Below are 22,155 nucleotides of genomic sequence, written 5' to 3'. Positions count from 1 at the left end.
AGTATTATGAAAAAATTATTATACAGTTTATTAATGGTTGCGGCTATTACTGCCTGCGACACAGTAAACTCAGATTTAACAAATGAGTTTGATTATGATCCATTTGTTTCTGTTGATGCTGGCTCTATTACAGTGGCCGAGGATGCAGAAGCAGGGCAAGCAACTGTGAATATTATTTTAACAGGCCCCGCTCAAAGTAGTGCTATTACTGTTGAATTAAGCGTAACTACATCTGATAATGCAGCTGGAAATGTTACATTACCTTCATCCAATACAGTAACAATTCCTGCAGGTGAATTTTCTGCTCCTTTTACAATTTCTTACAGTAATAACGACTCACCTGATGGAGATAAGTCAGTAACGGTTTCAATTGTTTCTGCTACTGGTGTTGCGGTTGCTACTGAAGGAACGGAAAGAGTGGGAGCAACAATTTTAATTGCAGATGACGATTGCGATATACCAAATTTAGCAGGTGATTATTCGGTTGTAACGACAGAGACTTCTCCTGGTGGATGTGCTGGTGTTACTAATGAGGTTACCATCACTTTAGTAGAAGATTTAGGTAATTTCCAATATGTTTATGAGCTTTCTGATGTGACTGGTGGTTTGTATCCTAATTGTTATCAATCAGCTGACAATCCTGGTCAATTTTCAACAGATGTATTTGCAATATCTATGGTTGATCAACCAGACGTAGTCTATGGTGGAGATGTGTTTAACGGTTCTGGAACATTGGATTGTGATGGAAACTTTGTATTGACTTGGAGCAACGGATTCGGTGATGCAGGAACTTCTACTTTTACGAGATTGTAATTTAGAGTTATTAATTATTGTTATAAAAATAGGGAGTTTACTCCCTATTTTTGTTTAAACTATTTTTCTATTTATTCAGTTATCAATTTATGAAAACACAAGTACGTCACTTTAGTTTAGTAATGCTTTACATATTTTTCAATTGTTTTGCCCTTAAGGCACAAAATTTGGAAACTATAAAAAGTGTGGAAATTGAAAAAAAGAATGAAGCCGAGAAGTTGCTTGAGTCCCAAGGACTGAAAAGTAAATATTTTGTTGATAACGAGTTAGTAGAGGTCCAGTATTTAGATCAAAATAGGAATCCCGTTTTCTATAAATTATATAATGCTGATGCTAGTCGTTTGACAAATATTAACTCTGTCAAGCGAAATGGTCGGTTAGGCCTAAACCTGAGCGGGAGGAACGTTAAAATAGCTGTTTGGGATGGGGGTTCAGTATTGCAATCTCATCAGGAGTTGTCTGGTAGAACCACCGGAGGAGATTCGCCAGAGAATTTATCAAATCATGCTACTCACGTTACTGGAACCATAATAGGGGCTGGAGTCAATGCAAGTGCAGAAGGAATGGCCACTTCAGGAATTATTAAATACTATGATTTTAATCAGGATAATTCTGAAATGATTAAGGCAGCTGAAGACGGAGTAATTGTATCTAATCATTCTTATGGAGAGGTTTTAGGTTGGAATTATAATGGCTCCGCATGGCAGTGGTTTGGAGATAGTGATATAAGCGAAACAGAAGATTATCGATTTGGTAGCTATAATAGTTCTTCTCAATTATGGGATGATATAGCTCATTCTAATCCATACTACCTAATTGTAAAATCTGCTGGAAATGATAGAAGTGATGCCGGTAACGGCACAGGTGCTCCTGCTGATGGTCCATTTGATTCCATTGGTCCTAAAGGATGTGCTAAAAATATTTTGACAGTGGGTGCTGTTATGAAGGCAAGTAATTTCAATAATCCCCAAGACATTGAGATTACTTCATTTTCTAGTTGGGGTCCTACAGATGACGGTAGAATTAAACCTGATATTGTTGGTGTTGGCCAAGGGCTGCTCTCCGCTTCTTCTGCCGGTGAAGATCAGTATGCCTCATTGAGTGGTACTTCTATGTCTGCACCTAATGTCACTGGTGGCCTTGCTCTGCTACAGGAGTTATATTTTAATATGAATTCCAAGTATATGTTGTCCGCTACTTTAAAAGGTTTAGTGATTCATACAGCAAAATCAACTGGAACAAAAATTGGTCCTGATTATCAATTTGGATGGGGCTTGTTAGATGTCGCTGCCGCATCTGAATTATTATTAAAATTGGACGATAACAATCGAATTATTGAATCTTCTATTACATCAAGCATGGATGAAGTGGTACATCTCATACAAGCTGATTCTGGGGATTTAATAACATCCACACTTTCTTGGACTGACTTGCCAGGTAGTACTATCAATTCTGATACCTTAAATCCCACCGATTTAAGGCTTGTGAATGACTTAGATACTCGACTTTATTTTAACGGATCTGAAGTTGCATTTCCATACGTAATGAATCCTGAGTCAAAGAGTCAATCTACTGGTGATAATTTTAGAGATAATGTTGAAAAAATACATTTCACTGCTGTGGAATCAGGAACGTATGAATTAAAGATATCTCATAAAGGGCTAGCAAACGATCAGGATCAGACCTATTCACTGACCATATCATCGGAAAATTCTGAATCTAATGTTAATACCATGATATTAAGTTCCGTAAATGATGATTGGAATGACCTGTCTAATTGGAAAAATTTTGATGAATCAGCAGTGCAGAGCTTACCTAATGGCAACACTGTTGTGCTGATTGATAATTTTGAAGGAGAGGCAGTTCGTCTGAATAGCGATCTGGAAGTTTTTTCTATTGGTGCCCTGGACGGAAGCTCTTTCGAATTGGACTTGAATGGACATACTTTGTCTTTAAATAGCATTAGTTTAAACCAAGAGGGACAAATAATTAAAAATGGGGTCATTGCTATGAAGTCTGCTTACTCTAGTAGCATCATTAATGGTAATGAATCATTTCAGGATATTGTGTTGCAAGTCGATAAGGATGATGATAAATCAGTTAATTTGATCGGGAAACTTAAGTTTTCTAAGATTGAAGTAATTAATGGATTAATTGGTTCTAATGAAAGTGATTTGGAAATTGATTCCTTAGTCCTTAGTGAAAATGTATCATTGCGATTCTCAAATTTGTCATTGACAATTAATAATTTATTCGAAGCAGCTTCAGATGACTTAGTGTTTGAAGCTTCAAATATTATATTCCCAACGGATAACGCTCATGTAAATGCAAATATTAATAATGATGATGGATCTATAGAATTCAAGGGTAGTAATTTTCAAGTTACAGGTGATTTTATTGCCTCTGATTTTCGAGTGGATGGGCTGCTAAATTATGCTGGCAGCTTGGAGATAGATAATTTTTTAATTTATGACTCAAGCCAAATAAACTTTACAAGTGGAAGCAATGTCTTAGTAAATTCTAATTTTGAGGTACTTGATTCATTAAATAACCGAAATGGTGCTGTTATAGAGTCCACAGATGCAAAATCTTTTATAGAATCAAATGGCGCTAATAAGTTATGCTTTAGTGATTTAAGTGTGATCAATGTAGATGCAATTGGATCTACTAAATTAGTTCTGGATGAAAATTCTACATCAGTTAATGCTGAGGGGTGGATACTTCAGAGCTGTGAAAATGTCTTAGATGCCAAATTTACATATGAATTTTCATGTGCGAACGGAGTAACAAAGTTTTACAATACTTCTGATGGTGTTAATATTACCTCTTATCAGTGGGAATTCGAACTAGATGGTGACATTATTTCTGTAGAAGATGAAAATCCTGAAATAGAGTTTTCTAAAACAGGTATTGTTAATGTATTTTTCACAATCAATACCTCTGATGAAGTGAGTACTTTTACTAGGGAAATTAATGTAGTGCAATCTAATATTGCTAAGCCATCAATTGTATTAGAAAATAACATATTGTCCAGTACGAGGTTTTCTGATAACTATCAATGGTATTTTGACGGACTCCCAATTGAAAATAGTAATTCACCATCCATTCCTATTGGTGACATGTCTGGTGAATTTCAAGTTGAAATTTATAATGGTAGATGCTTAATGAGATCAGATGTATTTGAATTCATTGTAACGGGGAATGCGGAATCACTTGAAGACGTTGTCAAAATCTATCCAAATCCTACAAATGGTGTTTTTAAAGTTCAAAGCCAAGTAAATTTAGAGATTCAAGGGGTTTATAGCTTAACTGGGGAAAGTATTGAATTCAAAGTATCACATCTTTCAAATTCATTACAAGAGGTAAGTATTGATGGTAAAGAAGGGGTGTTTTTCATTCTTTTCCGAACCTCAGATAGAAATTATATGAAAAAATTAATGGTGTTAGAGTAGCCGTGCCTAATTGGAATGGAAATGGAAGGATCTAAATTCCTTTCATTTCTTTTTATATCTAGTATCTTAGAGTTGTGAATAGACTCAAGCCGATTTTGTTTTTATTAGGGGGTTCGTTAGCTATATATTTAATAAGCCTCCTTTTTTCTGATATATTGATTTACATCATTATATCTTTAATAATATCAACTATTTTAAGGCCACTGGTTGGGTATTTAAATAGCCTGTACTTCTACGGATATAAACTCCCCAAGATTGTAACTATTATCATAGCATTCTCAGTGCTCATCGGTTTTATAGTACTTTTTATTGGACTTTTTATCCCTCTCGTGTCAGAGCAAATTCAGATTTTAAGTGGGCTTGATTATGATAATTTGTATAGTAGAATAACAACTCCTATACAATCAATTGAAGTGTTTTTGATAGACTCTATTCCAAATATTGGGGAGGAAGGCTTTATCATCGACCGTTTAAGGGAAAGCTTTCTTAATTTCGCCCAGACGGTTGATTTTAGTTACATAATTAATAATTTTATTTCCATTACTGGTAGTATTTTCGTTGCTATTTTAGCAGTAGTTTTCATTACTTTTTTCCTATTGTATGAAAAAGGATTAGCCAGGAGAAAATTCATACAATTAATTCCTAACAAATACTTTGAAGTTTCTATAGGAGCAATTTATAAAATTGAAAAGTTGCTTTCTAATTATTTACTAGGCTTACTTTTTCAAATGATTTCAATTTTTACGATTGCATCAGTCGGTCTAAGTATTTTCGGAATCAAGTACGCGGTGACTATTGCTGTGTTTGCTGCAGTAGCGAACCTAATACCTTATGCTGGTCCCATTCTTGGAGCTACCTTCGGGATCATTGTTGGAGTAACGACTGGTGGAATATTTGAATTTAATAATGAACTTTTCTTTTTGGGAGTAAAAATTGTTTCTGTATTTGCCGTGGTTCAGATTACTGATAATATTTTGCTACAACCTTTAATTTTTTCAAAAAGTGTAAAAGCACATCCATTAGAAATTTTTGTTATTATCTTTGCAGGCGCATCTTTGGCAGGGGTATTAGGTATGATTGCCGCTATCCCCGTTTATACAGTCATAAGAGTTGTATTTATTGAACTTTACCAAGGATATAAGCAATATAAAATATTTCAGAATTAAATAATATATTTTCATGGGATTACAATGTGGGATAGTCGGCTTACCAAATGTAGGTAAATCAACTTTGTTTAATGCACTTTCAAATGCCAAAGCAGAAGCTGCTAATTTTCCTTTTTGCACGATAGACCCAAACGTGGGGGTAATCAGTGTTCCAGATGAGAGATTGGAAATCCTGGAGGATTTGGTTTCTCCAGAAAAAGTGGTACCCACTATCATCGAATTTGTTGATATAGCTGGGTTGGTAGAAGGTGCTAGTAAGGGAGAAGGTTTAGGTAATAAGTTCTTGGGGAATATTAGGGAAGTAGATGCCATTGTCCATGTTGTAAGGTGTTTTGAGGATGATAATGTCACGCACGTTTCGGGCCGAGTAAACCCAGTAGCAGATAAAGATATTATTGATACAGAGCTGCAACTGAAAGACCTAGATTCTGTTGAAAAGAAGATTCAGAAAACTGAGAAAATTGCAAGATCAGGTGACGCTAATGCCAGGAAGGAATTGGCTGTTTTAAATCAGTATAAGGCCGTTTTGGAAGATGGAAAAAATGCTAGGACATTAAAACTGAGCAAAGAAGAGAAAGAACCTGTTAGGGATTTGATGTTATTGACCGACAAGCCTGTTATATATGTAACGAATGTTGAGGAATCAGCAGCGGTCACTGGCAACGAGTTGGTAACAAAGTTTAAGGATTATGTGAAAGATGAAGAGGCAGAAGTTATCATCGTTAGTGCAGCTATTGAAGCCCAAATTGCTGAATTTGATGATGCAGATGAAAAGGCTTTGTTTTTAGATGAATACGGATTAAGTGAGTCCGGCTTGAATAAGTTGATTAGAGCGTCTTATACTATCTTGGATTTGATAACGTATTTTACGGCCGGGAAACAAGAGGTCAGAGCATGGACCATTAAGAAGGGTTGGAAAGCACCACAGGCAGCAGGAGTCATCCATACCGATTTTGAAAAAGGCTTTATAAAAGCAGAAGTGATTAAACTTGACGATTACCAAAAGTATAAAACCGAACAGGCCTGCAAGGAAGCAGGTAAAATAGCTATTGAAGGCAAAGAATACGTAGTAAAAGACGGTGACATAATGCATTTTAGATTTAATGTGTAAATTTTCTTAGAAATTTTAAAACAATTTTATATCACGATTGGTCTTAGAAAATAAAAGAGGGTCGTGAGAGTTAGATTAATTTTTAAGAATAAGGAAAAAGGAGCTACTGTTCCTTTCCATCACCAGTACTATTTATTCAGATTTTTTAAGGGTTTAATTAAAAAGTGCGGTAGGGAAGAATTTTATAATTTTAAAGATTATAATTTTTCTGGTTTAAAAGGTCAAACAACGGTAAGTAAGTCTGGCCTTCATTTCTACAGTTCTAAAATAACTGTAGTTTTTTCTTCTTCAAATAAGGAGTTTGTTGATTCAATCATTGAAGTTTTATTTAGCCTTCCTGAAATACAATTGAATGGATTGACAATTGTACCTCATGCTGTGGAGCTGGAAAACGAACTTGAATTTAAAGAAGAAACGAAGTATATCTGTATTTCTCCTATTGTTTTATTAAGTCCGGAATTTTCTAGCGACTCAGGGAAAAAATTTATCCATCCTGATTCATTTGAATTCGCAGACCTCTTGCGGGATGCGCTGCTGCAAAAACGTGAACGTCATGACTTTGAAGGGTTTGAGTTTTATCCAGATAGCAATTACCTCAAAAAGTTGGAAGATAGAGGTAAAAAATATTCTAGAGTTTATCCCATTTTCGATCAGGACATTCCCTATGAGGTCAGAGGATATACTTTCCCTTTCACCTTAAAGGCGCCTCCTAGTTTGCATCAGTTTCTATTCGAGAATGGACTCGGACTGTTCAACGACAAAGGGTTTGGAATGCTAGATTTAGCAGAAGTTACTCCAGGTAGTCAAACAGTACCTTATTTCACTGGGCAGCTCGAGAATTAAACTGGGTGTAACCAATCAGCTTGTCATATCTAATTTGAGGACTGCTGTAGTAAATCAAGATATCATAGTTATTTTCAGTGGCGAAATGACTTCCTTCTATTGGGTTATTCTCTTGATTCTTTACGAAGTATAGATACTCATAATAGCCTTGTTTCAACAAAAAGCTATTTTGATAAATTCCGGTATTGGTGTTATACTTCATCCTGTTTTTATTGTTCAATTGCCAATTGTTAAATTCGCCAACCACATAGATATCACCAATTTCCTGTGGTGCTTCCAATTTAAGTTCAGTTAAGAAATAGTCAGAAACCAGCGGTATATCTTGTCTCTCTCTATTACCAATAACAAAGGTCCCATTTCTATCTTCCCATTCCCTGAAAGCTTCCGAAGCTCTTATTTGATCAACTCTTAGTGTAGTAGTAATAGGTTTTGTTTCTTTATTGATGTTGGCTACACCGTTCCCTTTGAAATTTACTGTTGAGATGTCGAAGAATCTAAATTCATTATTACCCGGGAAATTTAATTCACCATTGTAAAATTTATAGGTTAAGCGCTTGTTGCCGTCCGAAATCTGCAACGGCTTTGGTGCTTCCTTTGCGAACAACCAATTATAATTTTGTCTAACTACAGGGTAAATATCAGCACCCACATTTAGGACATTAATATTATTTAGCATCACTTCAAACTCTAGTTCCTGATGGGTTCTTCTTTTTGACACCACATTTGATGCTGAAATTTGGAAATTGATGCCAGCTTTATTTTCATGAACCATAAATCGTTCAGTTAAAATTATGTCTTCTTCATTATTATTTTGGTAAACTACGATTAAGTAATTCCCTGAAAGCCTCACTGTTGGAACCTGCCATTCATAGTGGACATATCCCATTTTGGTATCAAAAGAAAATTCAAATTCTCTAATTGGGAACTGATTAAATTCTTCCAAGTAATCCATAGCCTGAATATTGCTTTTGGCTGTCCAATCCTTATTGCAATGAAGTATTTTTGCAAAATACTGTTGTTGTTGCTCATTGATGTCATCAAAAGTCAGAAGCAGTCGATCGTTTTTCCCAAGTTCCAGCACTGGATTGTTAGTAGAAGTCATTTTGTTACCATTGAAGAGTATTGATTGCACAGTATTTATCCTTTCTTGGTAACTTTTACTTTCAAAAGATAGATCAGGATAATAGCTTTTTGGACTTGGGGTTTTGCTGCCTGTTGACTGTACGGGAACGCAACTATTCTGTGTACTTATAATAATCAAAAACGTAATTAAAATAATTAAATTCTGTTTCATTCCAACCTTTAATTTGTATTTTGGGTCTAATATAAACAGAATCCTTAAGGTTTTTGTCATGCCTAGAACCAAAGAACTTATAAAAGGTTGCCAGAAGGGCGACAGAAAGAGTCAATATGAACTCTACCAGCAATTCTCCTCGGGAATGATGGCTGTAGCTTTGCGCTATTCAAAATCAACTTTAGAGGCGGAAGATATTTTGCAGGAAGGGTTCATAAAGGTTTTTGAGAATATAGTGAAGTTTAGAGGGGAATCAAGTATTGGTTATTGGATTAAAAGAATCATTATTAATACTGCGCTAAATCATCAGAGAAGTAAGTTGTATCTCTATCCTATGGTTGACGTAGAAGAAATAAGAGAAGGAATTAATTCTCTCTCAGTAGATAGCTTGGCAGTTGAAGATTTGATGGATTTAATACAAGATTTGCCTACAGGATGTCAAGTAATTTTTAACTTATACGCAGTTGAGGGCTATCAACATAAAGAAATTGCAGAAATGCTCGATATAAGCGTAGGGACATCGAAATCTCAATATGCAAGAGCAAGAAAAATATTAATGGAACAATTAGAGAAACAAAGTAAGTGGGGGAATGAAAGATTTCAATAAAGATAAATTTAACGATTCTATTCGCAGAAAACTTGACCAAGCTGAAGTTCAGCCTGGCAATAATGTATGGGAAGGGATTGAAGCTGGATTGCTTAAGCAAGAAAATGGAAAAATGCAGAAACGAGCTGCCTTCTATAGAAATCTTGCCGCTGCAGTAATTTTTATCGCTTTAATTTCTATCTATTTTAATTTGCAGGATTTCACCTTTAAGGTAAAACAGGATACTACACTAGCTCCTGTTGAGCTTCCAGAAAGTAATGTTCAAAAATTATTCATCAGTAATAATGATGTTTTCCTGGCTAAACCGGAATTAATAGCTAGCGACAAAGAAGACGATAAAGATAAAAGTAATTTTGAAGGAAATGCATTTGCAGTTTCTAATAATGATAATCAAACAGCGAGTATTAAATCATCTTCAATAGAGAATAATCAGACTATTGTTTTTTATGAGAAAGAAATCGGGAGAGAATCGGATGTTTTTATATCAAAAATAGAAGCCGTTTCACCAGCATTGATTGAATTTCCTAAATTGGAAGTTGCAGTTGAGGAAGTTTCCTATTTTGCAGTTAGTAGTCTGGATAAACCGAAGAAAAAGTCAGACCTTGCTTGGAATACGAATGTAAATATTGGATCGGGAAGTTTTAACCCTAATTCGGAAATTACTGAAACACCATTATTTTCTACCGTTTCTACACTCAATAATCCTGGTACTGCAGGAAGAACAACTAGTGATAATACAAATTTTAATGCCAAGCAAGAGAGGGAAACTGTTGAAAACTTAAGTTCTGCGCCTATGCAAGGCAATATTTCTTTTACTTTAGGATTAAATTTTGGAGTAATTCTAAATGACAAGTGGAATATAAAATCAGGTTTGCAATATGGTGCTTATCGATCTTCCTCCCTTAGTAGTACAGTATTAAGAGATAGGAACAGTGATCAGTTATACCCATATCATGGGGCAAGTAGTTCAACAGAAATATCGGACGGTAGGGTCGTGAATGTTACATCTGAGTATGAATTGTATAATGATCTACATATTTTGACAATTCCTGTTATGGCTTCTTACAAAGTAATTGATAGTAAATTTGATATTTCTTTAGTTGCTGGACTATCGGGAGATTTCATAGTTAGAAATACTTTGAAAGGTGGAAGCGATCAAATCAATGAAATTCAGTTTAGTCAAGGTGACAAAAAATCATATAAGAACTTTTTTGCAAGTAGCATTGCTGGGATAGAGGTAAGTTATCCCTTCGCAGATAAATATGCATTAAGTATTATGCCAACATACAAACGTGCACTATCTAATGTAACAACCGATGATGCTACATTTAGCAGCATGCCGGCATTTATGGGGCTCAATATGAGCTTGGCATATATGTTTTAATAATTGAGTTATGGAGTTAGCTACTCATCGCTTTCGCCCTTATTTGCTAAATGTTTTTTGATTTCTTTAAAAGCCATATCCATTTCATTAAAATCATAAGGCGATTTTATGAATTTCGCATATTTTTCTGAATCAATTATTGGAGTTCTAATAATTTGAGGGTGGTCTTTAATTAATTGTAAAAGGTCGTGTTCATCAAAATCTTTATCTTTTAGCTCATCCTGATAGTAGTCATTATTTTCATCTATTAATTCCTTTACAGTGATGTTAAGCTTCTGGGCAAGTTCGGCCCATTGCCTTTCAGTTAAGGTCTCTTTGCTTAAGTCAATCGCATTTATATAATGCTGATCTAAAGAAGTTGCATAGCCAAAAGCTTCTCTCTCTTTAATTTGACTGCTATCGTAGATGAATTTAATTTCCATATTAGTCTTTTTCTGTGTCTCCATGTATATTGAACTATGTACCCGAGTTGAAGTTTCAAATATAGGCTACTAATATTTACCAACGTTTGATATCCGACTCTCAGATTGCCTGCTTAATAATGTCTGTATTTCATTCTAGTAGTCACGATTTTATTTCAAAATTGGAAACTGTTAGACCGTTTGAGAAATATTTGAAGAGTCAGTTCTAAGTTAGAAGAGGTTTATAGATCTTTTAATTATACAAGGCTGAGCCAATTTTGACGTAATCATCAGAAGAATTGGGCAGTCTAAATTATCTTGATTTTCTTGTATTGAAGTATGACTAGGAACTTTTAAGGACTTCCTTACTATTTATCAAGCCTTATTTAACTTATAAAAGTTGGTTTACGGAAAGTCTTTAGAGTAGCTTTCAAATTCTAGCTGCGTCCATGAAAAACGAAAGTAGATTCAAATCATTCTTATAGATCACCTTGATTTACAAAGATCTATAAAAATAGTTTAATTAAGTGGTATTCTAAATTTTAGGTAGAGATTAAATTCCGGATTTAAACTAATATTAGTTCTGCCATAGCCCGGAATATTTTTTATTTTAAAATCATCAAAATCATCATATTGTAGAAGTGATTTTAGTCGGAATTTAAAGCCAATGGAAAGAAAATCAGGGATATCTTTTTTTCGAATCCTTTTTATTTTTTTCTCAGAAGTTAATACAAATTCATACCATCGTGCTGTTAAATTATTTCGATTGAGTTCCCCGGTCTCATTTTCAAATACAGGATTTCCGATTTCATACGCTATATTTTCATTAAAAGATGCTTGTGAATATCTTAAACCTAAAAGTAAAAAGTTGTTTGGGTTTACTGTAAAATGGTAGTCAAGCCCAATCCGGTAGTAGTTGCCGTCAGACTTATAATCTGAGTTTTTATAGGCTTCTTCAGGTGTTAGTTCTGCTACACCGTATTCACCGATTACTGAGAGTTTCTCTAAGATTAGAAAATTAACTGCTCCTTCCCATTTTTCACTATTGTCAGTTAATAAAGTGTGTAGTTTTAGATAATCAAACCCAATTCCTAAGCTTAATCTTTTAAGTTTCTCCTGCATTTCAGGTTCTTCAGAATTTTCATCTGTTGAATCCTGTGCAAATGCTTGAGTCATCGATAATGGTATGAATAATAAAAGGTATAAGAATTTATATTTCAACATATATTTCAAGCTCATTACTGATACAATCGGAAATTGGTTGGCAACCAAACGGCCCTCTTAAGGAATCAAATTGATGTTCAATCACCTTTAAATCTTTCACAGATTTGGTGATTTTGCTATTAATTGTGGTGTCGTTCAATTGATATTCGATTTTCATAAATCGTAAAGAGTCTGCGAGTTCAATTTTAATAATATATTCGGACTCAGTCTGCAGCGTATTAATTGGTATGCGAAATCTATTTAAACTATCCCCTCCTCTAACATTTTCAAATAAATTGGTTTTTCCATTTATAGATTCGATACTAATGGTTTTATCATTTGTGGTTGTGATTAGGGCATTTATTAAAGCCAATGAGTCTGACTTTAGCGTTCTGAGGTTATTTAATGAGTCAACAACAGGAGCGTTTTCAGGTTTATCTAATGCTGCGTCCACAGCTTTTATTTCAGTATTCAATCTGCTTTTGTATTGAGTCAGTGTATCTAAAGATGTTTTGTTCAGAATACTCAAATTGAAATATGGGTATGCATTGTCGGGACCACAATCATCACAAGGTTCACAAGCACCAAAGAGGAAAAGTCCAATTAGGGCAATAACAATATGTTTGGTGGCAGTTTTCAACATGACCGCAAAATTAAGCTTTCTAATTGATTTATTATGTACATACGGTTTAATCCTGAGTGAAAGCAAAGCTAATAATATTGGCTCCCATTTTAAGCGCCTTTAATCTAACGGCCTCTGGGTCTTTATGAATACTTTGATCCTCCCAGCCATTTCCCAAATCACTTTCATAAGAATAAAAACATACAACCCTACCTTCATAAATAATGCCAAGTCCTTGAGCCGGCTTCCCATCATGTTCGTGTATTTTGGGGAGACCATCTTTAAATTTGAATTTTTGATGATAAATAGGGTGATCGTATGGTATTTCTACAAAATCAGATGCCGGAAATACCTTTTTCATTTCCAATCTTATAAATTGGTCTAGACCATAATTATCGTCTATATGTAAAAAACCGCCTGAGATGAGATAATTCCTTAGATTTTGAGCTTCATCATCCGAAAAAACTACATTGCCATGTCCAGTCATATAAATATAGGGATATTGGTAAATTTCCTTACTACCTACTTCCACAACATAGTCTTTATTACTCAGCGGGAGATTTAATTCCTTTTCGCAAAAATTGATTAAATTCGGAAGTGCTGTTTTATTGGCATACCAATCTCCACCTCCACTATATTTTAATTTGGCTATTTTTACTTGCTGTGAATAAGCAGAAAATATGGCAAAAAGAAATACGAGTAGTATGCTGAGATTTTTATTCATTTTTATTCAGTTCATTAAAATCTTTTATTTTCATCAGCAGTCCGTTGGGTAGTTCTTCTTTTTTTAAAGAAGTGTATAATCCAATGACATCCATTCCTGCACTTTTTGCCGACTGAATTCCTGCCAATGCATCCTCCATCACAACGCAATTTTCAGGAGAAATATTCAATTGTTCTGCAGCTTTTATATAAATCTGTGGGTCCGGCTTTCCTTTTATAACCATTGTGCTATCAATAACCGCATCGAAATATTCTCTAATATTTAAGCCATCTAAGGTGAAATCTGCATTGGCTGTAATAGCTGAAGTGGCCACTGCCATTTTCAAACCTGCTTTTTTAGCTTTTGGCAAAAATTCCATTAAGCCAGGTGTTGGAGCCAAGTCCTGGCTGTATAAATCACGGTATATTTTCTCTTTCTCTTCAGCTAAACGCATCACTTCCTTAGGATCAGCTCCCGGTTTTAAGTCTAAAATCACTTCTTGAATGGTTCTTCCGTTGTAATGATTTTGAAACTCCTCTTCTGTGACCTCTTTACCAAATTGTTTTAAAAATATTTTCAAAGCTTCAATATGGTAAGAAATATTGTCAATTATAACTCCGTCCATATCAAAAATAATGGCTTTTTTGTTAGAGAATATATCGTGCATTTCTGTTTTTTTAAAGAATTACGAAATAAGTTAAAATCCCTTTAATTACCTTAATAAGTGTTGCATTTCTTGTAATTACTTGATTTTTGACTTTGCTTTTATAATCAACTATATTATGTTTTTAGATAATGATCTAAACAATTCGTGTATTGATTTATTGTTATAGTATCACTTTTTGAATTCTAATACTCATGATATGAACATTAGATTTTTATTTTTGATAACCATTTTTACTTACATTTCTTTTGAAAGTACAGCTCAAGCACTTTTAGATGATGAAGACACCACATTCATTACAGTAGGTGGCGCGGTTCGTTTTAATACAATATATACTATATATGAAGGGAAAACGTCTCCTTTGCCTACAGAGAATAGAAATGGATTCTTTTGGGATACTTTCCGATTGGAAGCTAATGGACAGACCAAAAATGTAGGAATTGATTTCGAATATCGCTTTTACCCGGGCTTTAATACGCATTTTGTGAAAAAAGCATTTTTATTTCATGACTTTTCTGATCAACTACAAATGCAATTGGGAGTCACCCAGGTTCCTTTTGGTAAGTTAGAATTTTCAGGTAATTCTTGGTGGTTTCATTTACCATACTACTTCGGCTTGGAAGACGATTATGATACAGGCTTGAAATTTAAATGGCAAAAAGAAAATTGGACGTACCACTTAGCATACTTCTTAATGGCAGAACCCAGGGGTGTTAGTGAACCGGATTACGGAAGCTTCGCATCTGCCAGATATTCTTATGATGTTATTCCTTCCGATGGCTATAATGGAAATAAAGAAAGAAACCAGGTCAATGCAAGAGCTGAATATGAAAAAGGGAAATTCTTGATAGGACTTTCTGGGCAGTTTGGTGAAATATTTAATTCTAATATAGGAAAAAGCTTTGCTCATTGGGCCACCGCATTTCATTCTCAATATGCTGTCAATAAAGTAGCAAGAATTAATTTTCAATTAACTCATTATGATTATCCCAATAGTATAGATGATGCAGGGAATTCAGTAGACTATGTTAATATGGGAGCGTACGGATTTGACACCTATCAAGTGGCATCAAGTGCTACTACTTTCTCATTGGGTTTGTCTTATGAGTATAAGTTGGAATGGGGACCAATTTCCTCTCTGACGTTTTATGATGATTATTCTTATATGTATAAGTATGGAAGCATTGAAATTTTGGGAGAGGAATACAAATTTGTAGATTCCCAGCAGAATATTTTGGGGTTTATGGTGACCGCAGGGAATACCTATACGTTTTTTGATATTGCTTCAGGCATTAATCAACCATGGCTAAGTAATGCATTTGGTGGAAATGCATTAAGTAGTGGAAGAGGTGAAAATGTAAATGGAAGGGTAGGCGTTACTGAGGAAGGAGCTATCAATGCACCGCTTGAAAAACCTACTATCAATACCCGATTCAATATAAATATTGGTTATTATTTCTAAATAGAAGAAAGCACTATGAAGAATAAATTAAGTAAATATTTCGATGTTCATAAACCGGTTTTCTGGCCGGCAACCATTTTGATTGTGGTTTTCATCACTGTCACTTTGGTAGTTGGTGAACCTATGGAAAAAGTCTTTGCCAAAATTCAAGCTGGTATTTCTGATTATGCGGGTTGGTTTTTTGTATTGGTAACTAATTTGTTTTTAATATTTTGTATTGTGATTGGTTTTAGTAAACTGGGTAAAATCAAACTAGGAGGAAAAGATGCTAAACCAGAGTTTAGTCGTGGTGCGTGGTTTGCTATGCTTTTTAGTGCAGGTATGGGCATCGGCATCATTTTCTGGGGTGTAGCAGAGCCCATGACTCATTTTTTAACTCCACCACAGGATGTAGAAAATCCTAGAGAAGCCGCCTCTCAAGCTATGCAATTTAGTTTTCTACATTGGGGGCTTCATGCTTGGGGTATTTATGCTTTAGTAGGGCTTTCACTTGCTTTTTTTGCTTTTTCAAGAAAATTACCGCTTACCATTCGTTCGGTTTTTTATCCAATTTTAGGAGATAAAATCTATGGATGGATAGGTGATGTGATTGATGTGATCGCAGTTTTGGCTACTTTATTTGGTCTAGCTACTTCTTTAGGGTTAGGAGTGAAACAAGTAAATTCTGGATTAAGCTATCTTTTCGATATCCCAGATACGGTCACCACCCAAGTATTACTTATTGCTGGAATTACCCTGGTTGCCACTATTTCTGTTTTTTCGGGCATTGACAAAGGAGTGAAGAATTTAAGTGAATTGAACATTAGGATTGGTGCAATATTCTTAATATTTATTATTGCAGTTGGACCCACCCTGTATATTTTCGATTCTTATATTCAGAATTTAGGTAACTATATCCAAGATTTCTTCAGCATGAGTTTCTGGACGGAATCTTATGCTAAGGATGGGGAAGGCGGTTGGCAAAATGGCTGGACTGTTTTCTACTGGGCATGGTGGATTAGTTGGTCACCTTTTGTAGGAATGTTTATAGCACGTGTATCCAAAGGAAGGACTGTGAAAGAATTTATTACGGGTGTTCTATTGGTACCGACTTTATTGACATTCTTATGGATGACAGCTTTTGGTGGAACTGGAATTTGGGTTCAACTTAATGAAATAGCTGATATTGGTCCTGAAATCGTAGCTAATGCGTCTACAAGTCTGTTCGTATTATTAGAACAATTCCCACTGACGGGAATAGCCTCTGGTATTGGAGTGATATTGGTCATCAATTTCTTTGTTACTTCCTCGGATAGCGGTTCATTGGTGATTGATAGTATCACCGCTGGTGGTAAATTAGACGCGCCAGTTGGTCAAAGAATTTTCTGGGCAGTTTCTGAAGGAGCAGTCGCTGCTGTATTGCTAGTGGGGGGTGGGCTCACAGCCTTACAAACAGCTGCCATCACTACCGGGCTACCATTCGCATTCATTTTGATTTTAATGATGTTCAGTCTTTATAAAGGATTGATGAAAGAACATGCACGTAACTTAGCCATAGATAAAGAGACTGATTTTGAATCTTACCAAGAAAAGTTAAAATCTGTTCTGGGAAAGAGAAGTGAGAAAAACACTAAAAACAAAGAGGGATGAAGAATGTAATAGTATTTTTGGATATGTCCAAAATGGACGAAATAGTACTGAAACAAGTAAAACAACTGGAAGGTGTTTGGGGCTTTGATAAAATATGTCTGGCTCATTACATTGAGTTGCAAGAATTGACAGATGATTTTTCTTCCCAATTTCCTGACTTGGATAAACCATTGGAAGAAATCCTTGAAGATGAAATCGTTGAAAAAGCTACACAGGCTGGATGGGGAGCTGAAGATTATTCAGTTAAAATCCATAATAAAGGTGGAAAGGATGACTTAACCAATTGGGTGAATACTAGTGCGTATAATCTTTGTGTTTTCGGTAAAAAGGTAATAAATCCAGGGTCTGGTATTTTTGCTTCCAAAATTGCTCGTTTGATCGATAAATCTATTTTATTCACAACAGAAACATCCCGTCCTCATTTCGATAATGTTATGCTCTGTGTGGATTTCTCTACATATTCTAAGAAAGCTGTGAAGTTTCTAAATCATTTCATTCCCGATTCTAGTTCAAATTTTAGTTTATTTCATGTCTATAAAGTGCCTGCTATTTATTTCCCATTTGTGAAGCAGAAATCAGAAGAACTTGTAGAGGAAGAGAGGAAAAAAGCGGTAAAGGCATTAGATCACTTTAGGGAAAGATACACAAAACAACCTCAGTCCAATGCGTGGGTGGAATATGCTAATGATCAGCCTTCGGATAAGGTGATCTATAATTATGCCCGAACGCATCATGTAGATTTAATAGTAGTGGGGATCAAAGGAAAATCGGATGACGATGACTTATTAATTGGTTCTGTGGCAGAAAAGCTTATTCAGCCTGACAGGTCTATTCCTGTTCTTTTAGTACAGTAAATTGTGCCTGCTTTCAGGCCACTTGATACCGTTTCCCAGGAATAGATTTAATTAGGCCCTGCATTTCCAAATTCAGTAAAATACGGGCCAGCTGATTGAGATTTATTTGGCTTTTGATGCTTAGAATATCAATGGGAAGCTCTTTGTTATTTTGTAGCAGGGTGTTCATTACGCTTTGTTCCTCCTCGCTCAAGGAAGACAGATCCAATACTTTTTGTTTTATAGCTGCTTGGTTTTCCAATTCCCAGTTCATGATATACAAAACATCATCTGCGGTTTCCACTAAATGCGCTTTATGCTGTTTGATGAGTTTATTGCATCCCTCAGAGTAGCTGTCGCCAATTCTTCCAGGAAAAGCACCTACCTCTCTGTCATAAGAATTAGCTAATTCTGCAGTAATTAATGCACCTCCTTTTTTGGCGGCTTCCACAACAATCACTAAATCTGCCATACCCGCTATTATTCTGTTTCTAGCTGGGAAGTTGAAGGCATCTGGTTTTGTTCCAAACGCTTGCTCCGTAATTATTCCACCTGTTTTCTGCATCTCTGTGGCTGTAGATTGATGAGCGGATGGATAGATGACATCCATTCCAGATCCCATCACTGCATATGTAGAAAGATGATTCTTTAAGGCGGCACGGTGAGCATGTATGTCTATTCCGTAAGCCAAACCACTCAAAATAATTGGCTTTAGTGGGCTCAGCTTCTCAACCATTTCCTCAGTCAATTTCTTCCCATAATTAGTAGCATTTCTTGTACCCACCACTGCAATAGTGGGTTGTTTTCTGTCAATGGGGAATTGGCCTTTGGTGTAGATTAGAATTGGTGCATCAGGGATTTGTTTTAACCGAAAGGGGTAGTCCCTATCTAAATAACTTATAATTTTGACTCCCTTCTTTTCTGCAAGGGCAAACTCCTTTTCAGCATAATCAGTAATTACTCTACTTTTAATATTGTCAATGGTTTTTTGTCCTATGCCAGGAATTTTCAACAGTTTGGAGTAAGGTAGGTCTAAGATTGCCTGGGCGGAACCGCAATGGCTTATAAGGTTTTTAATGGTAAGGTTACCAATTTTGGGGATCAAATGCAGGCTTAAAAGTGCCTTTTCCTCTGCATTCATACGGGGAGATTTTTGGTTTTATATATTTTCTTTTATTTCGGTTAAAAAGTTTCTGATGTTTCTAAGAGAGTCCAACATTTCCATTTTATCACGAACTTCATTAGAATCGTTTTTAAGCATATCCTTGGCGCCCTGTAGCGTAAAGCCTTTTTCTTTTACTAAGTGATAAATCAATTTTACATTATCGATATCTTCCTTGGTAAATTGTCTGTTTCCTTTCCTGTTCTTCTTTGGCTTGATAATATCAAACTCTCCTTCCCAAAATCGAATCAATGAGGTGGCAACATCAAATTGCTCAGCTACTTCACCTATGGTGTAGTATTTTTTCTCTATGGTTTTTTCCTTGTATGGCACGATATTTTCAATATGCTAATGTTAAAAAAAAATTCATTCCGCTATAACTAGCGTGGATAAAATAAAAATGCTAACGTCAAGAAATTAAATAGCCTTATAAAAGCACTATCTAAAATTGTTCTTGAATATAGCGAATATTCCCTTCTGGGTCAATGAAAATCTTTGATTCTGGAAAATCAGCATCTGTTAATTCTTTTATTTTTTGCGAAGCTCCATGATTTACATCTATTTCAGGTATTCCTGCTCCTTTTTGCAAGGCTGAAATTATCTTTCCTTTTATAAAACTTCCATCTTCCAGAATCCAAACTTTTGCAATGGGAGCAAGCCCATTTTCTCCTCTTAAATTAAATCTCCCGTAGGTAGCAAAATTCCCTAAACTATATGCGATAAATCTGTTTTTATACACTTCAATTGCTCTAGCAACATGAGGGCCATGACCGAAAATAATATCGGCTCCTGCATCTATCATAGCATGCGAAAATTCATATACGTTTCCTCTATTCTCCCCATAAAAGTATTCTCTCTCACGGGTCACATGCTGATACTTTTTACCTTCGGCTCCTCCGTGGAATGAAACGATAATGATATCTGTCAAACTATCCAGATGTTGAACTAAGCCTACGGCTGCATCCATATCATTGATGCTTTGAGTCCCGTTATTGGGAGAAAAAGCAACAAATCCGTATTTTATTCTATCCTTTTCAAAAATGCTAAAAGGTTGAGCTAATTGGCCGGCATGGTGAATTCCTAAGCTGTCCAAAACCCTCATTGTATTTTTTCTACCTGTGTCTCCAAAGTCCCCGGCATGGTTATTAGCTAAACTCATCATGTCAATCCCAGCATTTACATAATGCTGCGCCAAATGCTCTGGACTCCTGAAGATATAACATAACGATGGGTCAGAGCAACTTTTTGCTTCTCCTCCTTCGTTTAGGATAACCCCTTCCTGATTACCAAAAGTTAAATCTGCATCTTTCAAAACGTGAGCCACGGAAGAAAGCATGTATTTTCCTGAATCTGGTGGTAAATAACCTTCATTTGGGAAATTAGTACCGATCATAATATCACCAACTCCAATTACAGTGATAGTATCTGCCTTTTTTGGATGGATGTTAATGACAACTTCTTCCTGCCTTTTTACTGTATCTTGTAGAGCAATTATAATTGAATCCTTTTTCAGTTCAGTGCTGTCAATTTGTGCTTGCGCATTCTCCTGTAAATCCTTTTTGCTATCCTGCTTCGATGTTTTTTGCAGGGATTTACAGCCCGAAAGGACGATAAACAAAATAAGAAATGTAAAAACGGATTTATTCATACGGACTGAGGCTAAAAAAAGCAGCCTATTGACTGCTTTTTAAATTTTCAATTTCTTTAAAGATTATCCTAACGATTGATTTTCTCTAGATGAAAGCTCTAACAATTTTTCATATTCCTCATCCGATACATCTTGGTAGAAGTAGTGTACAGGATTAATGGGTTTGTTGTCTTTATGGATTTCGTAGTGTAAGTGAGGTGCGGTTGAAGTTCCTGTTGTCCCAACAAATCCTATGCAATCTCCTCTTTTGACCTTATCACCTATTTTCACATTAAATGATGACATGTGAGCATATTTCGTTACAAAGCCGAAACCATGATCTATTACAACTAATTTTCCAAAACCACCAAACGTAGTTCTGACTAGAACAACCTCTCCGTCACCTGTGGAATAGATTGGAGTTCCTCTTGGGGCAGAGAAATCACAACCTTCGTGCATTCTTACTACTTTCAAAATCGGATGCATTCTCATCCCATATCCTGAAGCTAACCTTTTTAATTCTTTATTGGGAATAGGTTGGATAGCTGGAATCGAGGCCATCATTTCCTCTTTATTTTCTGCTAATTCCAAGATTTCATCATATGATTTGGTCTGAATGTACATTTGCTTCTTCACCTTATCCAAATCTTGCATCATCCCAAGAATTAAATTTTCACGTTCTAATTCACTTTCAATGATGTTTTTATATCTTTCTGCGCCACCAACACCTGCGCTTCTGATGCTAGATGGGATGGGTTCAGCACCCATTATATTTCGGTAAACTTCATCATCTCGCTCTTGTAAAGACGATAAAACCTTTTGAACATTATTAACTTCCTTTTCCATCATTTCATAATAGAATTGGAGTTCTTTATTTTCTTTTTTGAGTTGAGCCTCCTTTGGAGAGTCGAAATATGAATTATAAACAATAATAATTCCGACTGCTAAAATTAAAGCTACAGACAAAAAGCCTAATAAGTTTAAAAATATGTCCCACTTTGAAACCTTAACTCGCTCATATCTGCAAGTTTCGGTGTCGTAATAGTATTTAATTCTTGCCATTCCGTTTTAGACTCGTTAAAAACTTCTAATTTTGTATTCGGATTCTTTAATCCGCAAAATTGCACAAAGGTTCATCAAAAATCAAATTTTTTGATAAATCTCATTGATAAAAGCAAA

The 22,155-nt window shown here is 35.4% G+C and carries 20 protein-coding genes; 10 read left to right on the top strand and 10 right to left on the bottom strand.

The window, feature by feature from the left end; translation table 11 throughout:
- Nucleotides 1-6: 6 nt before the first annotated feature.
- The 5 genes from AAC601_RS16545 to cas6 all read left to right on the top strand — a co-directional run bounded on the left by AAC601_RS16545 (nt 7) and on the right by cas6 (nt 7,385).
- A complete protein-coding gene (locus AAC601_RS16545) occupies nt 7-813 on the top strand; it encodes a hypothetical protein (RefSeq protein WP_340153873.1) in 807 nt (268 codons plus the stop codon).
- Nucleotides 814-902: 89 nt separating this feature from the next.
- Nucleotides 903-4,265 (top strand): S8 family serine peptidase, encoded by a 3,363-nt coding sequence (locus tag AAC601_RS16540; RefSeq protein WP_340153872.1) that lies wholly within the window; start codon nt 903-905, stop codon nt 4,263-4,265.
- A gap of 74 nt (nt 4,266-4,339) precedes the next feature.
- Nucleotides 4,340-5,431: an AI-2E family transporter gene (locus AAC601_RS16535; protein ID WP_340153871.1), complete on the top strand. Its 1,092-nt coding sequence runs from the start codon at nt 4,340-4,342 to the stop codon at nt 5,429-5,431.
- A 13-nt stretch (nt 5,432-5,444) separates the two neighbouring features.
- Nucleotides 5,445-6,542, top strand: a complete 1,098-nt coding sequence (gene ychF, locus AAC601_RS16530; protein ID WP_303270753.1) for a redox-regulated ATPase YchF — start codon at nt 5,445-5,447, stop codon at nt 6,540-6,542.
- Between the two features lie 63 nt (nt 6,543-6,605).
- Entirely contained in the window at nt 6,606-7,385 is a 780-nt protein-coding gene (gene cas6 / locus AAC601_RS16525) for a CRISPR-associated endoribonuclease Cas6 (RefSeq protein WP_340153870.1), read from the top strand.
- On the opposite strand, the gene AAC601_RS16520 is transcribed toward cas6, so the two are convergent.
- Nucleotides 7,363-8,679: a type IX secretion system plug protein domain-containing protein gene (locus tag AAC601_RS16520; RefSeq protein WP_340153869.1), complete on the bottom strand. Its 1,317-nt coding sequence runs from the start codon at nt 8,677-8,679 to the stop codon at nt 7,363-7,365. The two genes, cas6 and AAC601_RS16520, sit on opposite strands and share 23 nt — an antisense overlap.
- 58 nt (nt 8,680-8,737) lie before the next feature.
- On the opposite strand from AAC601_RS16520, the gene AAC601_RS16515 reads away from it, so the two are divergent.
- A complete protein-coding gene (locus tag AAC601_RS16515) occupies nt 8,738-9,286 on the top strand; it encodes an RNA polymerase sigma factor (protein ID WP_340153868.1) in 549 nt (182 codons plus the stop codon).
- A complete protein-coding gene (locus AAC601_RS16510; RefSeq protein WP_340153867.1) occupies nt 9,270-10,670 on the top strand; it encodes an outer membrane beta-barrel protein in 1,401 nt (466 codons plus the stop codon). Before AAC601_RS16515 ends, AAC601_RS16510 begins: the two co-directional genes overlap by 17 nt.
- Nucleotides 10,671-10,690: 20 nt before the next feature.
- Here the strand turns inward: AAC601_RS16510 and AAC601_RS16505 are convergent, their stop codons facing one another.
- From AAC601_RS16505 to AAC601_RS16485, 5 genes are all read right to left on the bottom strand, one after another.
- Nucleotides 10,691-11,092: an ArsC/Spx/MgsR family protein gene (locus AAC601_RS16505; protein ID WP_303270748.1), complete on the bottom strand. Its 402-nt coding sequence runs from the start codon at nt 11,090-11,092 to the stop codon at nt 10,691-10,693.
- Nucleotides 11,093-11,590: 498 nt separating this feature from the next.
- A complete protein-coding gene (locus tag AAC601_RS16500) occupies nt 11,591-12,247 on the bottom strand; it encodes a DUF6048 family protein (RefSeq protein ID WP_340153866.1) in 657 nt (218 codons plus the stop codon).
- A 34-nt stretch (nt 12,248-12,281) separates the two neighbouring features.
- On the bottom strand, nt 12,282-12,917 hold the full coding sequence (locus AAC601_RS16495; RefSeq protein WP_340153865.1) for a hypothetical protein: 636 nt from the start codon (nt 12,915-12,917) through the stop codon (nt 12,282-12,284).
- Nucleotides 12,918-12,963: 46 nt separating this feature from the next.
- Nucleotides 12,964-13,620 (bottom strand): DUF4159 domain-containing protein, encoded by a 657-nt coding sequence (locus AAC601_RS16490; protein ID WP_340153864.1) that lies wholly within the window; start codon nt 13,618-13,620, stop codon nt 12,964-12,966.
- The gene (locus AAC601_RS16485) at nt 13,613-14,266 is read right to left on the bottom strand and encodes an HAD family phosphatase (protein WP_303270744.1); all 654 of its coding nucleotides are present in this window, start codon (nt 14,264-14,266) and stop codon (nt 13,613-13,615) included. Before AAC601_RS16485 ends, AAC601_RS16490 begins: the two co-directional genes overlap by 8 nt.
- A gap of 196 nt (nt 14,267-14,462) precedes the next feature.
- Between AAC601_RS16485 and AAC601_RS16480 the strand changes: the two genes are divergently transcribed.
- The 3 genes from AAC601_RS16480 to AAC601_RS16470 are packed head-to-tail and all read left to right on the top strand — an operon-like array spanning nt 14,463 to nt 18,208.
- On the top strand, nt 14,463-15,725 hold the full coding sequence (locus tag AAC601_RS16480; RefSeq protein WP_340153863.1) for a hypothetical protein: 1,263 nt from the start codon (nt 14,463-14,465) through the stop codon (nt 15,723-15,725).
- A gap of 15 nt (nt 15,726-15,740) precedes the next feature.
- Nucleotides 15,741-17,354, top strand: a complete 1,614-nt coding sequence (locus AAC601_RS16475; RefSeq protein ID WP_303270742.1) for a BCCT family transporter — start codon at nt 15,741-15,743, stop codon at nt 17,352-17,354.
- Nucleotides 17,351-18,208, top strand: a complete 858-nt coding sequence (locus tag AAC601_RS16470; protein ID WP_340153862.1) for a universal stress protein — start codon at nt 17,351-17,353, stop codon at nt 18,206-18,208. Before AAC601_RS16475 ends, AAC601_RS16470 begins: the two co-directional genes overlap by 4 nt.
- Nucleotides 18,209-18,221: 13 nt before the next feature.
- Here AAC601_RS16470 and dprA read toward each other — a convergent pair whose 3' ends face one another.
- The 4 genes from dprA to AAC601_RS16450 form a co-directional block, all read right to left on the bottom strand.
- On the bottom strand, nt 18,222-19,328 hold the full coding sequence (gene dprA / locus AAC601_RS16465) for a DNA-processing protein DprA (RefSeq protein ID WP_340153861.1): 1,107 nt from the start codon (nt 19,326-19,328) through the stop codon (nt 18,222-18,224).
- Nucleotides 19,329-19,346: 18 nt separating this feature from the next.
- Nucleotides 19,347-19,682, bottom strand: coding sequence for a MerR family transcriptional regulator (locus AAC601_RS16460; protein ID WP_303270739.1), 336 nt, complete (start codon nt 19,680-19,682; stop codon nt 19,347-19,349).
- Between the two features lie 109 nt (nt 19,683-19,791).
- Nucleotides 19,792-20,997: a CapA family protein gene (locus AAC601_RS16455; RefSeq protein WP_303270738.1), complete on the bottom strand. Its 1,206-nt coding sequence runs from the start codon at nt 20,995-20,997 to the stop codon at nt 19,792-19,794.
- A gap of 63 nt (nt 20,998-21,060) precedes the next feature.
- The gene (locus AAC601_RS16450; RefSeq protein ID WP_303270737.1) at nt 21,061-22,038 is read right to left on the bottom strand and encodes a M23 family metallopeptidase; all 978 of its coding nucleotides are present in this window, start codon (nt 22,036-22,038) and stop codon (nt 21,061-21,063) included.
- Between the last annotated feature and the right edge of the window lie 117 nt (nt 22,039-22,155).

Origin of the sequence: uncultured Marivirga sp. (assembly GCF_963974845.1) — a bacterium.
Lineage (GTDB): Bacteria > Bacteroidota > Bacteroidia > Cytophagales > Cyclobacteriaceae > Marivirga > Marivirga harenae.
The sequence above is the reverse complement of the archived record's forward strand: the minus strand, read 5'-3'. Positions and strand labels throughout refer to the sequence as shown.

What these genes read in the sequence shown, in the direction of transcription:
- AAC601_RS16545 (WP_340153873.1), top strand. Translation starts at nt 7, where the DNA reads ATGAAAAAATTATTATACAGTTTATTAATGGTTGCGGCTATTACTGCC.
- AAC601_RS16540 (WP_340153872.1), top strand. Translation starts at nt 903, where the DNA reads ATGAAAACACAAGTACGTCACTTTAGTTTAGTAATGCTTTACATATTT.
- ychF (WP_303270753.1), top strand. Translation starts at nt 5,445, where the DNA reads ATGGGATTACAATGTGGGATAGTCGGCTTACCAAATGTAGGTAAATCA.
- AAC601_RS16520 (WP_340153869.1), bottom strand. Translation starts at nt 8,679, where the DNA reads ATGAAACAGAATTTAATTATTTTAATTACGTTTTTGATTATTATAAGT.
- AAC601_RS16515 (WP_340153868.1), top strand. Translation starts at nt 8,738, where the DNA reads ATGCCTAGAACCAAAGAACTTATAAAAGGTTGCCAGAAGGGCGACAGA.
- AAC601_RS16510 (WP_340153867.1), top strand. Translation starts at nt 9,270, where the DNA reads ATGAAAGATTTCAATAAAGATAAATTTAACGATTCTATTCGCAGAAAA.
- AAC601_RS16505 (WP_303270748.1), bottom strand. Translation starts at nt 11,092, where the DNA reads ATGGAAATTAAATTCATCTACGATAGCAGTCAAATTAAAGAGAGAGAA.
- AAC601_RS16500 (WP_340153866.1), bottom strand. Translation starts at nt 12,247, where the DNA reads ATGACTCAAGCATTTGCACAGGATTCAACAGATGAAAATTCTGAAGAA.
- AAC601_RS16495 (WP_340153865.1), bottom strand. Translation starts at nt 12,917, where the DNA reads ATGTTGAAAACTGCCACCAAACATATTGTTATTGCCCTAATTGGACTT.
- AAC601_RS16490 (WP_340153864.1), bottom strand. Translation starts at nt 13,620, where the DNA reads ATGAATAAAAATCTCAGCATACTACTCGTATTTCTTTTTGCCATATTT.
- AAC601_RS16485 (WP_303270744.1), bottom strand. Translation starts at nt 14,266, where the DNA reads ATGCACGATATATTCTCTAACAAAAAAGCCATTATTTTTGATATGGAC.
- AAC601_RS16480 (WP_340153863.1), top strand. Translation starts at nt 14,463, where the DNA reads ATGAACATTAGATTTTTATTTTTGATAACCATTTTTACTTACATTTCT.
- AAC601_RS16475 (WP_303270742.1), top strand. Translation starts at nt 15,741, where the DNA reads ATGAAGAATAAATTAAGTAAATATTTCGATGTTCATAAACCGGTTTTC.
- AAC601_RS16470 (WP_340153862.1), top strand. Translation starts at nt 17,351, where the DNA reads ATGAAGAATGTAATAGTATTTTTGGATATGTCCAAAATGGACGAAATA.
- dprA (WP_340153861.1), bottom strand. Translation starts at nt 19,328, where the DNA reads ATGAATGCAGAGGAAAAGGCACTTTTAAGCCTGCATTTGATCCCCAAA.
- AAC601_RS16455 (WP_303270738.1), bottom strand. Translation starts at nt 20,997, where the DNA reads ATGAATAAATCCGTTTTTACATTTCTTATTTTGTTTATCGTCCTTTCG.
- AAC601_RS16450 (WP_303270737.1), bottom strand. Translation starts at nt 22,038, where the DNA reads ATGGCAAGAATTAAATACTATTACGACACCGAAACTTGCAGATATGAG.